Raw genomic sequence first — 14,832 nt, forward strand, 5'->3', positions numbered from 1 at the left:
GACATCGCCAGGCTTCAAATTGCTTAAATGCTGAATAGACACTGCGGAGTGGTAGTTCAGTTGGTTAGAATACCGGCCTGTCACGCCGGGGGTCGCGGGTTCGAGTCCCGTCCACTCCGCCATTATTTAAGAAACCTGATTCGAAAGATTCAGGTTTTTTTTCGTCTGTAGAAAATGGTAATGATAGCGCGGGCTATACTCCGTCATCTGGAAGCACGAGCTATCCGTGATCTGCTCATCACGTGTTTGAGCATTAAAGAAACTAATAAAAAAGCAGCTAAAACAATAACTCTACAACGTGCTAATAATAGATTTCCTATCTCGTTCGTAACCTCACTGTAGGGAATGACGGCAGAGGATTAAGTCATAAGTTAGTTTTGATTAAGAAGCTTAGCAGCCTGCCACGGTTATTATGTGATAGAAAAAGGGCGCGCTGATGCTTTGGTTGTCATATTAGATATGGCAAGTCTCGTCCACTTCACGTTATTGAAGAAACCTGATTTGAAAGATTAGTAGGGGAAATGATAGTTTAAGCTGAAGCCGAGGGGGAGAATTTTAGATGATCCTAAGGGGGATTTTGTAGTCAATAACTCCCCCTAGGCTAAGTTGTTTTTAAATGGCAAGGTGACCATTCTTAACGGGTAAAGTATCACCAGCAGGTTCTTTTTCCATACGGATAGTATCTTGCTTATCGCCAATTTTATAGGTTACATCATAACCAACGATCTTATCGCTTTTGGTGTATTCATTATGGCAACGTTGTTCCATTGAGGTCGTAGTATTTTCAGCTTGGTATTTATCCTGAACGGCACGACCAGCCACGGCTCCTGCCACGGCTCCTGCAACTGTAGCAAGCGTTTTACCTTTACCATCGCCAACTTGATGCCCCAATACTCCGCCAATAGCACCACCTAATCCAGTGCCAACCAATTTATTTTCGTCTTTTACTGCTGCATGATGAGTAACAGCAACTTGTTCACAAACTTTATGAGGTATCGATACGGTTTTGGTTACCGCTTTTACAGAGAGAATATCAGCTTGATTGGGATCGCTTTTACCGTTGTCATAACAACCAGTAAGGGCAACACTTGATAAGGCAATAATGGTGCTAAGACTAATAATGAGATTTTTATTCATTGGGCGCTCCTAATTATACAGTGTCCATTGTAAAGCTTTAGGAGTAAAAATATGACAGTAAAAAGTAAAGTTATTGTAAGGGTTATGTCAGCAGTGTAACTGTTAATTACAATGAATGTGACTATTTTAAAATGAGGTAATGAGGGAAAGTTTTTTTCTTGATCACGATATACATGCGAAGAATAAAGATAAAAGCGATACTAACTAATGTCGCAATTTCTGAGTTTATGTTGCAGCGTGCCATTACCACATATAATGAACAGCCAATGATAACTGGAGTTGCATAAAATTCAGTATTATTAAACATCGTTGGGCGACTGGCGATAATATCACGTACAACCCCCCCAAAAATAGCAGTGATCATCCCCATCGTAATCGCAACATAGGCTGCATAGTCTTGTGAGATCATTTTCTTGGTAACTAATACAGAAAACATTGAAATACCAATAGCATCAAGAATGACAATTAAACGTTCGGCACGAATTCTTCGTAAATAAGGAGCGAAGAAAAAGCCGAAGATAGAAGCGAATAATGCGGTCCAAAAGTAGGATGGATCTTTGATCCAAAAAACTTGATCAGTTGATAAAATAACATCGCGAACGGTACCACCACCGAGTGCGGTTACCCAGCCTAAGACTAAGACACTAATAATATCTTTGCCTCGATTGGTTTCGCTGATTACAGCGCTGAGAGCAAAGGCAATAATACAGATGATTTCAATAGTGTGAACAAACATCTAGGCGCCTATAACGTTGTAATACAGTAGATGATTTTTAAAAATATTAGCATGTTAGTGAATATATAGGAGCGGGTAATAGTGAACTTAGTGTTTGCAAAAATAACAAAGGTCGGTATTAAACCGACCTTTATTTAAATGCTTATTGTTGATTAACGGCCACTATGATCAAATGTTTTCACATCTTCTGCAGTACAGTTTGGATTTGCATGAGAAGTAAGGAAATTAATTGAACGTTGGAAGTCAGCAATCAATAGGTTAGCAAGATCAATAGTTAGGCCTTGTTTAACTAGAATACGTTGCACAATAATCTGCTGCGCATTTGCTGGTAGTGTATAAGCCGGTACTAACCAACCACGAGTACGTAAACGATCAGCAAGGTCATATAGCGAGAATGAAACATTCGCATCCGCTTTTAAACGCCATGAAATAGCAGGGATACCTTTTTCACGATTACCATCAAAGATAAATTCAAACAGATTAAATTTATTAAGTTCTTTAACTAAATATTCACACACATCATAGCTTGCATTATGAATACGTTGGTAGCCTTCAAAGCCTAAACGAAGGAAATTATAGTATTGCGCAATAATTTGACCTGCAGGACGCGAGAAGTTCAAAGCGAAGGTTGGCATGTCACCGCCAAGGTAGTTAACATGGAATACTAACCCTTCAGGTAGATCTTCTTTGCTACGCCATACAACCCAACCACAACCTAATGGTGCTAAACCAAATTTATGGCCTGAAGTACTAATTGATTTCACACGTTCGAGGCGGAAGTCCCAAAGTTCGATATTTGGAGCACAGAACGGTGCAAGCATAGCACCACTTGCGCCATCAACGTGGATATCAATAGAGTTACCAGTATCATGCTCATAGGTATCTAACGCATCAGATAATGGTTTTACGGTCTCGTATAGACCCGTAAATGTTTGACCAAATGTTGGCACAACCATAATAGTGTTAGCATCAACCAACTCTAGCATGTCTTCTGGAGTCATAAAGTAATGACCGTCGTCCATTTTGGTTTCACGCATTTCTACGTCCCAGTAGCGGGCAAATTTTTCCCAACATACTTGAACTGGACCACAAACCATATTGGGTTTATCTGTCGGTTGACCTAGCGCACGACGCTTTTCACGCCAACGCCATAGTGCAGCCAAACCACCTAACATGCAGGCTTCACTTGAACCTGTTGTTGATGTACCTACCGTTGTGACTGAGTCAGGTGAATTCCATAAATCCGCTAGCATATGGACACAACGTCCTTCAATTTCAGCGGATTGAGGGTATTCATCTTTATCTATCATGTTCTTATCAATGGAAAGATCCATTAATTTATGAACTTCATCTTCTTCCCATGTTTGGCAAAATGTTGCTAGGTTCTGACGAGAATTACCATCAAGGTAAAGTTCATCACGGATCATTTGATAGATCACATTTGGTGCTTGTTCTTGCTGTGGTAGCTTGGTAGTTGCCGCAACGTTATTAATCGCTTCTGAACCAAAGATTGGGTCATTTTCTGATTGACGGTTTACTTCATGAAGAGCCATAATTTTCTTCCTACCTTAATGTTGCTTACTGCTAAATAAGTTCCAAGCCATTGCTTGAGTAACATGCTTAATCATTTGTTGGCCACGGATACTGTTGCCAAACTGGTCTAGTCGTGGTGAGAATGCAGCGAGTGCACCAATGTTTGGAATAACAGTTAACAAACCACCACCAACACCACTTTTGCCTGGAAGACCAACATCATAAGCCCAATCACCAGACGTATCGTAAAGACCTTCCATTGCCATTTCAGCGAGGATGTGAGGAATATTCTGCTGTTTAATTAATTGTTTACCAGAGCATGGATTCTTACCACCATTAGCCAGTGTTGCGCCAACAGTTGCTAGTTCAACTGCATTAAATAAGGTTGAACATTGGCGAGTATAAACATCACAGGCTTCAAGTGGTTCTGAGTACATACGACCAGAGGACTCTAATAACAATGCAATGGCACGATTATGAGTGTTGGTGGTTTGTTCTGATTGGTTCACTTCAGCCGATAATGTAATGTCACTATTTGCTAATTGTGATTGGAAATTTAAAATCTGTTGCCAACGTTGTTCTTTATCCGTTGCTTTAACTAAACTTACCGTTGCCATTGCACCTGCATTGACGAGTGGTGTTAATGGCTTACCTTGATGTAGTTCAAGAGCGAGTACTGAATTGAATGGCATTCCCGTTGGTTCTGCACCGACTTTGCTGTGCAGTGTATCAGCGCCTGATTGTTCAAGTACTAGGCCAAGCGTCATAATTTTTGAAATTGATTCAATTGCAAATTTATAATCGGCATCTTGTAATTGAATAATTTCACCAGTAACCGACACAAAGGCAAGCCCTGTAAGTTCTGATGGTACTGAAGCTAAAAATGGAATATATGAGGCATTTTCGCCATTCATATTTGTTTTTGCTTCATCCAGCGCTTGCTGCATAACAACAGCAAGCTTTTCATTTAGTTGTGACATTGACGCATCCTTAACTCTTATTGATTCAATGTATGAGTTATTTTGTCTGATGGGTTAATAACGCCTGGGTGAACTTTTTCAATTTCCCAAGTAAATGGCGCAAAGTCAGTGACTGCTGGATCTTTCCAGTGAGGTTGACGGGCTTTGTAAATAAACAATGGTACTGATACGAAAATCACGGTTAAAACCACTAAGAAGCCAACATATTCTTCAGGGCTACCCACGGCTATCTGACTTGGTGGGATGAAAGAGAAGATGAATGCTAATAGTGAACCAGAAAAACCGACACCAGCAATGATCCACATACCCATATCACCACCAGGGATTTTGTACGGACGTGGACGATTAGGTTGGCTGTAACGTAAGTGAATAGCTGCAGCGAACATTAATAAGTACATGATGAGGTAAAGTACAACCGTTAATTGGCTGAGGATTTGGTAAGCAGCTTGAACAGAAGGTAATACCACAAATACAACTGAAATCATGGTAACCAAGAATGCTTGAGCCATCATGATATGCGTTGCCATACCATTTTTGTTGGTGTACTGCCAAAAACGCGGTAAATAACCACCTTTAGCAACCACAAGTAATGCTGACGAAGGACCAGCAACCCAACCAACAACCCCTGCTAGCACACCAAGGGCTAGACATGCCGCCATAATTGGCGCGGCCCAGCTGATGCCTGCCCAAGCAAACATATCATCGTAAGCAACTAATAAGCTTTGAGTTAAACTAATGTCTTTTTGTGGAATAACAAATGCAATTGCAAGTGTACCTAATACGAATACACATACGGTACCAATCGCAGCAATCGCAATCGCAATTGGATAGTTACGTGGGGCATCATCAACTTCTTTAACGTGAATAGCGTTCATTTCCATACCGGCATAAAACAAGAAGATACTTGCCGCTAAAACAACATTATTAAAGTTAGAAAAGTCGGGAATGACATCGTGCCAAGATAATTGAACTTGTGGTGGACGACCAGAGAAGAATAGGTAAGAGAAACCTAAAACGATTAATACGATACCAGGAATAACGGTACCAATTAAACCGCCCCATTTAGCCACTTTAGAGAATGCTGCTGTACCACGTAAAGCGATGAACGTCGCTAACCAGTAAATAGCTAATACAACGCCAAGTACGAAGAATTTATTTTGTGATAATGCTTGATCCCATGATTGATGGGGACCCATAAATGCGAGTGAAACTGAACCAAAAGTTAGTGCAGTTGGGAACCAAACGGTAACTTCTATCCATAACATGAAAATAGCCACTAATGCTAATCGTGGCCCAAAAGCTTCACCAACCCAGCGGAATACACCGCCTTTTTCAGACCAACCAGTAGCAAGTTCAGCAGCTACAAGTGATACCGGAACCAGAAATACCACGGCGGCAAAAATATAATAAAAAATGGAGCTTAATCCGTATTCCGCTTCCGCTGGAAGGCCACGCAAACTCACTACTGCAACGATGTTTAACATCGCCAATGCGAATATGCTGATCCCCCCTTTTTTTGCTTTATTTGTAATAGTCATCATTAACCAACTTAATTTTAAAATGGGATTAAAATTTTTTATTTTTAGGCTGTGTGGTTGAATAACAGAACATTTTGTACTGTTTTAATAAACTCACTGCATAAAAATAGCACCAAGGGATAGTTATGCAAATTTATAAAAAGAATTGTTTAAGTTTCAAATATGCATGTTGCGCATAATTTTGCTTTATGCAGTCAATTTGTATATTTAATCGGGTTAATAAAATATTTTCATACTTGAAGGCGAAATATTGATGCAGATTTATTTGATAATATTATTGCGGTAAAATTTATGTAAAAATGAAATTCAACAGATTGATTTTTTTAGGGAACAACCAGTGAAATTTTTTTTCCAGCGTAATGAAACGGATTCAGAAATTAGAATTGAACTGAAAACAGCATCATTTTATTTGTTAGTGGCGATGATTGTTGGTTGGATGGCAATTAGTTTTATTTTGCAATCAAATGAAGCGGGATCGGTATTTTTACCGATATTAATTGGTTTTATGATGTTGCGTTTCTTTGCTTTAGTGAAAGTGCAAAAAGAAGTGTTAGTGGCGATGCGTGATAAGCGATTAACCACTCAAGGAAGTAAGTTTTCGTTTGCAAATCCGTTTATTTATATTATTAAGAAAAAGTCACAGTCTGAACCTGAAGCATAATTAAAAACAGCCGCTATGCTATAGCAGCGTAGCGGCTGTTTGCGATTATTGAGTTGGAGGCAATTTTAGTTATTGCTATGTAGTTCGCTGTTTAATTCAATGGCCGTTTTATTGGTTAAACATTCAATTTGTCCTGTCATTGAATTACGACGGAACAATAAATCAGCTTTACCCGCTAGATCACGTGCTTTTGCTGTCTCAACAGCTTTACCATCAGCATCTAACATTTGTACTTTTGAACCCGCTGTTACATATAAACCAGATTCGATAGTACACCGATCACCAAGTGGGAATCCTAGGCCAGCATTGGCACCCAGTAAGCTATTTTCACCGATTGATACAACGACTTTACCGCCACCTGATAATGTACCCATGATAGAAGCGCCACCGCCGATATCTGAGCCATTGCCAACCACAACACCAGCCGATATACGACCTTCAACCATGCTTACGCCAGTTGTACCAGCATTAAAGTTAATGAAACCCTCATGCATAACCGTTGTGCCTTCACCAACATGCGCACCTAAACGTACTCGTGAAGTATCAGCAATACGAACACCTGTTGGAACGATGTAATCAACCATTTTAGGAAATTTATCGACACAATCAACGGTGATGGTTTCGCCATTAAGACGCGCATCCATCTGACGCTCAGCAAGCTCTGGTAAATCGATAGGGCCTTTATTCGTCCATGCTATGTTGTGCAATAGACCAAAGATACCATCAAGTACCACGCCATGAGGCTTAACTAAACGGTGGGAGATAAGTTGCAGTTTTAAAAAACCTTCAGCAACTGATACTGGTGAGATGTCTGTTTTTAGCATCACCATAACCAGAGGTTGTGAAGACAATGTCGCTTTAGCTGCAAATTGCGCACTTGTTTCGTCGTTTGCATCTTCAAATGCAGAAGCAATAGCCGCACATTGTTCAGGCGTTACTTCGATAGCTTGGTTGCCACCGCGGTAATTAACAATCGTTGCGATGTCTTTTACTAGTTGCTCTGATGGGTGTAGCGTTGGAGTTGGAAAAAACGCTTCAATAATTTTTCCATCACGGTTTTTAGTTGCAGTACCTAAGGCAAGTGAAAAGCTAGACATGGTTACCTGTTCTCCATTCAAATAAATTAATACGATACGGTAATTAAAATAATTCGTTTACCAATAACATAAGACAGCTGTTACGTCTTGAGTTAACAGGTGATTTACCGCCGATTAAAACCATCATAAAGACAGTTATAAAAATATAGAAGAGCTGAACCAATAATCAGTACAAAATGATGGTTTATTAACTAAAAATGGCCATTGTAAACGATGTGAAGGGCTGTCATTTATTGATAATAGATAACGAAAGGCCACTATTTAATGGTGTTGCCGAAAACAATACGAAAAAAAACCTCCATTAGGAGGCTTTCGACGACAAACTGGATAATATCTAAATTATGCGGCGTCTTGTTGTTGCTCATCGGCAACAACTTCAGGTTTTATAGCTTTCGCTTTTGGAGCTGGCTTTGCTTTTTTAGCGCCTAGAGCAACTAAAACTTGCTCGCGTTTTTGCGCTAAGAACATTGATAGTTCTTCTTGCTTAGCTTCATCTTCGAATAAATCACTTTCACTTAATAAAGCAAACATATCATCTGCCATATCAAGCATTTTGTCATATGCGTCGGCTTCGGATTTAGAGGTAAAAGTCATCTTTTCTACTCCGTTGCGCTCTACTACATACTTGACGATAACTGCCATGGTCATCCTCTCCTAAAATTTATTTACTGGACGCTTATACAGTAGTATGGTGAATGAGTCTAGTGCTAAGCGTGTGAATGTGATGACTCGAGAAAAATTTAACCAAATATATCATCGTGCTGCAGAAAGAAAAGGCGGTGAATCAAATTTAACCAAGTTATTAACGATGCCATTGAGTAATGATCAATTACGATTGATTCCCGATCATCGTTGGCTGGCTGAATTCACTCAAAAAGTGTTTCAGTGTGGAATTCGATGGCAGGTCGTGCGTAATAAATGGCCTGCATTTGAGGAGGCGTTCTTTCAGTTTGATATTGAAAAAATGGGGTTAATGCCGACCGAAATGTGGGAGCGGAAAGCGCAAGACGCGACTATTATTCGCGATTTGAAAAAGGTAATGACGATCCCTGAAAATGCTAATATGATCCATCGTGCGGCATTGGAGTATGGTTCATTCGCGGCGATGGTGGCAGATTGGCCTGAGCAAGATATTGTTGGCTTGTGGCTATATTTAAAAAAGCATGGTTGTCGCTTAGGTGGTAAAACGGGGGCTTATAGTTTACGTGGGTTAGGTAAAGATACCTTTCTATTTACTCAAGATGTTGAGGCTTATTTGCGTCATACCGGTGTTATTGATGGTGGTCGTGATACGTTAAAATCATTGCGTGCAGCTCAAGATGCATTTAATCATTGGCAACAACAATCAGGCCGACCATTAACCCAGATCAGCCAAATTATTGCGTTTAGCGTTGGGGATAACCGCGTTTAATCAAATTGCCACTTTTGGCAAAACTCTAAAAATAATTTTAATAACGGACTTTGATATTTTTCTTGATGGTACAGTAGCCAATATTGACGACTCATATCGAGGGGTAGTGTCAGTATTGCGACGCGTTGTTCCTTAACCGCGTGTGATATTGCCCGTTGAGACATACAAGTGATGCCTAAGTCGGCACTTACGCAATTAATGATCGCCTCAGTGGTATTTAATTCAAATGAGGTGGTCCACTTATCTAACCGCGGTGAGATACGGTTAAGAAAAAACTCCCGTGTACCTGATCCGGTTTCTCTTAAAACCCATTCTGAATTTTCGAGATCTGATAGCTGTAAATTTTCAATTTTTGTTAATGGATGCTGGGGATGACAGGCGACAACCATTTGATCACATAACCATGGTTGCACGACAAGATCTGAGTGCTGAACTTTACCTTCAACTAAACCTACATCTAATTCAAATTCCGTTAATTTATGACAGATCTGAGCCGTATTTGAGATAAATAATGTTTGATCTCGATGTTGGGATTCCAGTCGAAAATCACGCAATAAAAAAGGTGTTACTTGGTTTCCCACGGTATCACTTGATCCCACTTTTAATTTGCCAGTAAGTGGTCCCGCTTGATCAAATAAATTTTCAATAGCGTTAGAACGGGCTAAAAGCTCATCGGCAAGGGGTAATAATCGCTTGCCTTGTTCATTGATAATTAAGCGATTGTTGTTACGATCAAATAATTTATGATCAAGTTGTTTCTCTAATTCAGATAACGCCATACTGACAGCGGGTTTAGATAAAAATAATTTCTCTGCAGCTGCGGTAATTGTTTTTTCTTGTGCCACGGTAACAAAAACTTTGAGCTGTTTTAGTGCGATATTCATCATCACCTCATTAAAAAATATAAGATGAATCGTTACTCACCTTTTGTTCAGTTAATATTAACACTATTTTAAATATATTCAATTATCACAAACACTGGTGAGGCGGTATACTGCTGCTAACAAAACAATAATTCGCTATTGCTATCTAAGCGGAGAAAAAAAATGATTGCAGCAACAAAACGAAAACTTGCAGGCGCACCAACACCAATGGCTGGTTTAGCGTTAGGTATTGGGAGTATTTTATGGTCGTGGGAGAATGGTGCCCAACTTCATGGTTATGCACAGATAACGGGGGCTGTTATCGCAGCATTGATGCTACTTATTTTGATTGCTAAATTTTTAGTGCATCCAAAGTTATTATGGGGTGATTTATCACATCACGTTGTTGGTAGTGTGGTACCTACATTTGCAATGGCATTAATGGTGGTATCAAAAGCCGTGAGTGTTTACGGTTCAATTACTATCGGCGTTTATATGTGGTTATTTGCAGTGGGATTACACGCGATATTTTTAGGTTTATTTCTATTTCATCGCGCTCGTGATTTTCATTTACATCATATGGTGCCAAGTTGGTTTGTTCCACCAATCGGGATTATTGTGGCCGATGTTTCATTTCCAGGTGTTGCAGCGTTACATCCTTTAGCGTATGGATTACTGATGTTTGGCATGCTTGCTTATGCGGTAATGTTACCGATGATGATTTATCGGTTTATGTTCCGTGATGAAGTGCCAGATGCAGCTAAACCAACAATCGCAATAATGGCAGCACCAGCAAGCCTATCATTAGCCGGTTATTTAACGATTACTGCAACCCCTTCACCAGTGATTGTTGCTGTTCTTGGTGGTATTGCAGTCTTGATGACAGCAGTCATTTATTTAGCGTTTTTCCGTTTATTACGCTTAGAGTTTAGTCCTGGTTATGCGGCATTTACTTTCCCAATGGCTATTGGTGCAACTGCTCTATTTAAGACAGCTGCTTGGATGAATAATTATGGTTTTGATGCCCATTATGTCGCCCAAGTTCATGGTTTAGCTATGATTGAATTATATGTTGCAACTATCATTATTGGTTATGTCGCAATTCGATATTTAGCTTTTTATCGTCCAGTGAGTCGATTATTTCAACGCAGTGAAATCTGCCCACAGAACATTTGATAGCGATGGTGTAATAATTTCACGAGTGGATTGTTGTACCAATAAATGTTAAGTGCGTTGCCCAGCCAATTTGGCTGGGCTTTTTTATTGCTGCTGATGTATTACGGCGCTTTATTTATATTTTTAAGCTGTATTTATTTACAGTATCTCAGTGATGGTAGACAATTTGATCACTATTCTTCTGCTGTGAGATATCTGCGTGTTCACTGTCTATCATTCAAATCAGCTCGATCTGCTTAAATCGTTATTAGTGGAGTTGATCCGCTTACAACCATTAGCGAATCCGTTTGAAAAAGAGCAAATACTGGTGCAAAGCCCAGGTATGTCACAATGGTTAAAAATGGAATTAGCCACTTCATTTGGGGTTGCTGCAAATATTGACTTTCCATTACCGGCGACCTTTATCTGGAAAATGTTTACTCAAGTTTTGGATGATGTACCAGAGCGGAGCGCGTTTAATAAAGAAGCCATGACGTGGAAATTAATGCAGGTGTTACCACAGCAGTTTGAGCAATCTGAATTTGAACCGCTAAAGCGCTATTTAGATAACGATACTGATCAGCTTAAGTGTTACCAACTTTCCGAAAAAATAGCTGATATTTTTGACCAATATTTGGTGTATCGTCCGGAATGGATCCAGCAGTGGGAAGCGGGTGAAACTGTTACCGAGCTTAATGATGAGCACCCATGGCAGCCAATCTTATGGCAAGCCCTTTACGATCAAACTTTGGCATTAGAACAATCACCTTACCATCGTGCTAATTTGTATGATCACTTTATTGAAACGTTGAATAATTACTCTGGTAGTGAAGGTAAAGCGGCTTTATTAGCAGCAGGGTTGCCACAACGATTGTTTGTGTTTGGTATATCATCATTGCCGCCACGTTATTTAGATGCGTTAGCGGCGATTGGTGAACATATTGATGTTCATTTAATGTTTACTAACCCATGTAAATATTATTGGGGCGATATTCGTGATCGTAAGCATTTAGCGCGCTTAGCGGCTAGCCAACGAGTTCAGTTACAAAACATTGCTAACGATGATGATCTTGATGCGTTGCTATCCGTACTTAAAGATAGCGATCAAAATAACTATGACGATGATATGCACAATGATGTTGTCGGTAATAGTTTATTAGCGTCAATGGGTAAATTGGGGCGGGATAATATTTATTTGTTATCAGCAATGGAAGTCAATGAAGTTGACGCTGGCTTTGTTGATATAGAGCCAGATACCTTATTACATGCTATTCAAGCTGATATTTTAAACCTGCAAGATCGCCAAGACGATACTCAACTTGATTCGAGCCAACATAAATTTCCGATTGCGAGTGATGATCACTCTGTAACAATTCATGCTTGCCATAGCCCAATGCGTGAAGTTGAAGTGTTACATGATAAATTACTGGCAATGTTTGCAGCTAACCCCAACCTAAAACCGCGCGATATCATTGTGATGGTGGCTGATATCAATGCTTATAGTCCTGCTATTCAAGCGGTATTTGGTAATGCGCCCGGTAATCGTTATATTCCATTCTCTATTTCTGACCGTACTGCTGAGCAAGAAAATCCAATTCTACTCGCATTTTTACGCTTATTGACCTTACCTGAAAGTCGCTGTCATGCTTCTGAATTATTAGAGTTATTAGAAGTTCCAGCGGTAATGGAAAAATTTGGTTTTGATAGTACTAGCTTTGAAAAAATCAAAAAATGGATTGAAGAAGTAGGGATTCGCTGGGGGCTTGATCAACACACTGCGAGTCAGTTTGACTTACCTGAACAGCTGCAAAACACGTGGTTATTTGGGATCCAGCGAATGCTACTTGGTTATGCGATGCCACATGATACCGGTTTATTTGCGGGGATCTCAGCTTATGAGCAAGTACAAGGTTTAGATGCTGAATTAGCGGGTCAATTAGCGGGATTTATTGATAGTTTAATTGAATATCGAAGCGGATTGGCACAATCACAAACCGTTAATCAATGGGCTGACTTATTATATCAATTGCTCGATGATTTTTTTGCGGTTGAGTTAGAAGGCGAACTAATTTTAAAATCAATTCGCGATAACCTGCAGCGTTTGCATCAGCAGTTACAAGATGCGGGTTACCAAGGTCAGATCACACCAGCGGTATTAACTCAATACTTGCAAGATAAACTCTCTGGCGAACGCGTCAGTCAGCGTTTCTTAGCAGGGCAAGTGAATTTCTGTACCCTAATGCCAATGCGTTCGATTCCCTTTAATGTGGTGTGTCTATTGGGAATGAATGATGGCGCTTATCCGCGCAATATTGCCCCTGAAGGGTTTGATTTAATGAATGGTCGCACCAAAGCGGGTGATCGTTCTCGCCGTGATGATGACCGTTACTTATTTTTAGAAGCCTTGTTATCAGCCCAGCAAACATTATATATCAGCTATGTTGGCCGTTCGATTCAAGATAATGCTCAAAAGGTGCCCTCAGTATTAGTCAGTGAGCTGGTGGAGTATTGCCAGCAAGGTTATTGTTGTGAAGGTGATCAACCGTTAGCCGTTGATGTTTCTGCTGACAATATCAAGCAACAGTTAATTCAACATCACCCGTTAGTGCCATTTAGCCCGAGTGCGTTTATTGGTGACGATGCCAGTTTTGCCATTGAATGGTTACCGGCAGCTAACCGTGATGGTCAAGCTAGTGCGCCGTTTCAACTTGATGCGTTAGTCGCTGAACCTATTGCTGATGAGCAAGTTTTAGTTTTAGAGTTAGCAGAACTCCAACGTTTTTGGCGATTACCAGTACGTTACTTTTTTAATCGTCGTCTGAAAGTCTATTTTGAACCGCCAATGGGATTATTAGAAGATGATGAGCCATTCGTGCTTAATGGTCTTGAAAGTTATCTTATTCGCGACCAGTTACTGGAGTTATTGTTAGACGCGAAGCTTAAAAATGCTGATCCTGAGGTGATTTATAACCAGTTTGCAGCCGAGCAACGGGCGGCAGGTAACTTACCCGTCGCTGCATTTGGCGATCTTGATTTAGCCACAAGCCGTCAAGCCGTCGCAAATTTAACTGATCTTATTGAGCCTTTAATTCATGCACCGCTAGCGGATCAAGAAGTTGCGATCACGGTGATGGTGGCAGGGCATAAAGTGTTATTACAAGGCTGGTTGAAGAAATGTTATCAATCTGGATTGTTACGCTACCGCACCGGTAAAATTCGCCCACAAGATCTACTTACAGCATGGTTTGATCACTTGTGTTTAGCTGTGTCGGTACCTGAATCGCGACAAGTCACTCATATTATAGGAACGGATAAGCATCTCGAATTACAGCCTCTTGAGTCACAACAAGCACTGGGGTATTTACAGCAGTTGATTGAGTTGTACTACCAAGGTTTAAATCAACCATTAGCGTATTTCCCTAAAACAGCGATGGCTGCGATACAAGCTCATATTGGTCGTGATGGTAGTTGGAAATATGATGATGAGACCGAGCAAAAAGCACTGACGAAGATGGCAGAATGTTTTAATGATGGCTATTTGTTTGCTGGTGAAGGTAGCGATGATTATATCAAGCGCGTATGGCCACAATGGCAAGATCTATTGGCACAAGAGGCAAATCAATTAGCGGCGTTAGTGTTACAAGCCGTGGTGATAAACAGTAAAGAAATTAAGTCAGAATAAATAGTTAAAGCAGAGTTAAGTAGTGTGGTCGTCAGCAAA

12 protein-coding genes and 1 tRNA gene are annotated in these 14,832 nt (G+C 40.2%); 5 read left to right on the plus strand and 8 right to left on the minus strand.

Annotated features, from left to right (window positions below; all coding sequences use genetic code 11):
• Window positions 1-45: 45 nt before the first annotated feature.
• Window positions 46-122 (plus strand) — tRNA-Asp (locus tag C0W29_RS20230).
• 490 nt (window positions 123-612) lie between these two features.
• Here C0W29_RS20230 and C0W29_RS20235 read toward each other — a convergent pair.
• The 5 genes from C0W29_RS20235 to gadC all read right to left on the minus strand — a co-directional run bounded on the left by C0W29_RS20235 (window position 613) and on the right by gadC (window position 5,927).
• Window positions 613-1,137 (minus strand): glycine zipper 2TM domain-containing protein, encoded by a 525-nt coding sequence (locus tag C0W29_RS20235; protein ID WP_045043471.1) that lies wholly within the window; start codon window positions 1,135-1,137, stop codon window positions 613-615.
• 121 nt (window positions 1,138-1,258) lie between these two features.
• The gene (locus C0W29_RS20240) at window positions 1,259-1,873 is read right to left on the minus strand and encodes a trimeric intracellular cation channel family protein (RefSeq protein WP_036793369.1); all 615 of its coding nucleotides are present in this window, start codon (window positions 1,871-1,873) and stop codon (window positions 1,259-1,261) included.
• A gap of 152 nt (window positions 1,874-2,025) precedes the next feature.
• Window positions 2,026-3,426: a glutamate decarboxylase gene (locus C0W29_RS20245; RefSeq protein WP_045043472.1), complete on the minus strand. Its 1,401-nt coding sequence runs from the start codon at window positions 3,424-3,426 to the stop codon at window positions 2,026-2,028.
• A 15-nt stretch (window positions 3,427-3,441) separates the two neighbouring features.
• Window positions 3,442-4,386 carry a glutaminase A gene (gene glsA / locus C0W29_RS20250; RefSeq protein WP_045045769.1) on the minus strand — a complete coding sequence of 315 codons (945 nt, stop codon included), beginning with the start codon at window positions 4,384-4,386 and terminating at the stop codon, window positions 3,442-3,444.
• Between the two features lie 17 nt (window positions 4,387-4,403).
• Window positions 4,404-5,927: a putative glutamine/gamma-aminobutyrate antiporter GadC gene (gene gadC, locus C0W29_RS20255; protein WP_373455560.1), complete on the minus strand. Its 1,524-nt coding sequence runs from the start codon at window positions 5,925-5,927 to the stop codon at window positions 4,404-4,406.
• A 334-nt stretch (window positions 5,928-6,261) separates the two neighbouring features.
• On the opposite strand from gadC, the gene C0W29_RS20260 reads away from it, so the two are divergent.
• Window positions 6,262-6,585 carry a hypothetical protein gene (locus C0W29_RS20260; protein WP_036793372.1) on the plus strand — a complete coding sequence of 108 codons (324 nt, stop codon included), beginning with the start codon at window positions 6,262-6,264 and terminating at the stop codon, window positions 6,583-6,585.
• A gap of 65 nt (window positions 6,586-6,650) precedes the next feature.
• On the opposite strand, the gene dapD is transcribed toward C0W29_RS20260, so the two are convergent.
• Together dapD and C0W29_RS20270 are read right to left on the minus strand one after the other, a co-directional pair.
• Window positions 6,651-7,682, minus strand: a complete 1,032-nt coding sequence (gene dapD, locus C0W29_RS20265) for a 2,3,4,5-tetrahydropyridine-2,6-dicarboxylate N-succinyltransferase (protein ID WP_045043474.1) — start codon at window positions 7,680-7,682, stop codon at window positions 6,651-6,653.
• A 339-nt stretch (window positions 7,683-8,021) separates the two neighbouring features.
• Window positions 8,022-8,324 carry a YebG family protein gene (locus C0W29_RS20270; protein ID WP_045043475.1) on the minus strand — a complete coding sequence of 101 codons (303 nt, stop codon included), beginning with the start codon at window positions 8,322-8,324 and terminating at the stop codon, window positions 8,022-8,024.
• Window positions 8,325-8,406: 82 nt separating this feature from the next.
• On the opposite strand from C0W29_RS20270, the gene C0W29_RS20275 reads away from it, so the two are divergent.
• Window positions 8,407-9,093, plus strand: a complete 687-nt coding sequence (locus C0W29_RS20275; protein WP_036796235.1) for a DNA-3-methyladenine glycosylase I — start codon at window positions 8,407-8,409, stop codon at window positions 9,091-9,093.
• Here the strand turns inward: C0W29_RS20275 and C0W29_RS20280 are convergent.
• A complete protein-coding gene (locus C0W29_RS20280) occupies window positions 9,090-9,977 on the minus strand; it encodes a LysR substrate-binding domain-containing protein (RefSeq protein ID WP_045043476.1) in 888 nt (295 codons plus the stop codon). The genes C0W29_RS20275 and C0W29_RS20280 overlap by 4 nt on opposite strands.
• A gap of 162 nt (window positions 9,978-10,139) precedes the next feature.
• On the opposite strand from C0W29_RS20280, the gene C0W29_RS20285 reads away from it, so the two are divergent.
• Together C0W29_RS20285 and recC are read left to right on the plus strand one after the other, a co-directional pair.
• Window positions 10,140-11,132: a TDT family transporter gene (locus C0W29_RS20285; protein ID WP_045043477.1), complete on the plus strand. Its 993-nt coding sequence runs from the start codon at window positions 10,140-10,142 to the stop codon at window positions 11,130-11,132.
• Between the two features lie 199 nt (window positions 11,133-11,331).
• Window positions 11,332-14,793 (plus strand): exodeoxyribonuclease V subunit gamma, encoded by a 3,462-nt coding sequence (recC, locus tag C0W29_RS20290; RefSeq protein WP_045045770.1) that lies wholly within the window; start codon window positions 11,332-11,334, stop codon window positions 14,791-14,793.
• Window positions 14,794-14,832 lie beyond the last annotated feature (39 nt).

This window comes from Photobacterium kishitanii (assembly GCF_003026355.1).
Classification (GTDB): domain Bacteria; phylum Pseudomonadota; class Gammaproteobacteria; order Enterobacterales; family Vibrionaceae; genus Photobacterium; species Photobacterium kishitanii.

What these genes read in the sequence shown, in the direction of transcription:
- C0W29_RS20280 (WP_045043476.1), bottom strand. Translation starts at nt 9,977, where the DNA reads ATGAATATCGCACTAAAACAGCTCAAAGTTTTTGTTACCGTGGCACAA.
- C0W29_RS20240 (WP_036793369.1), bottom strand. Translation starts at nt 1,873, where the DNA reads ATGTTTGTTCACACTATTGAAATCATCTGTATTATTGCCTTTGCTCTC.
- gadC (WP_373455560.1), bottom strand. Translation starts at nt 5,927, where the DNA reads ATGATGACTATTACAAATAAAGCAAAAAAAGGGGGGATCAGCATATTC.
- C0W29_RS20285 (WP_045043477.1), top strand. Translation starts at nt 10,140, where the DNA reads ATGATTGCAGCAACAAAACGAAAACTTGCAGGCGCACCAACACCAATG.
- C0W29_RS20275 (WP_036796235.1), top strand. Translation starts at nt 8,407, where the DNA reads ATGACTCGAGAAAAATTTAACCAAATATATCATCGTGCTGCAGAAAGA.
- C0W29_RS20235 (WP_045043471.1), bottom strand. Translation starts at nt 1,137, where the DNA reads ATGAATAAAAATCTCATTATTAGTCTTAGCACCATTATTGCCTTATCA.
- dapD (WP_045043474.1), bottom strand. Translation starts at nt 7,682, where the DNA reads ATGTCTAGCTTTTCACTTGCCTTAGGTACTGCAACTAAAAACCGTGAT.
- C0W29_RS20245 (WP_045043472.1), bottom strand. Translation starts at nt 3,426, where the DNA reads ATGGCTCTTCATGAAGTAAACCGTCAATCAGAAAATGACCCAATCTTT.
- glsA (WP_045045769.1), bottom strand. Translation starts at nt 4,386, where the DNA reads ATGTCACAACTAAATGAAAAGCTTGCTGTTGTTATGCAGCAAGCGCTG.
- C0W29_RS20270 (WP_045043475.1), bottom strand. Translation starts at nt 8,324, where the DNA reads ATGGCAGTTATCGTCAAGTATGTAGTAGAGCGCAACGGAGTAGAAAAG.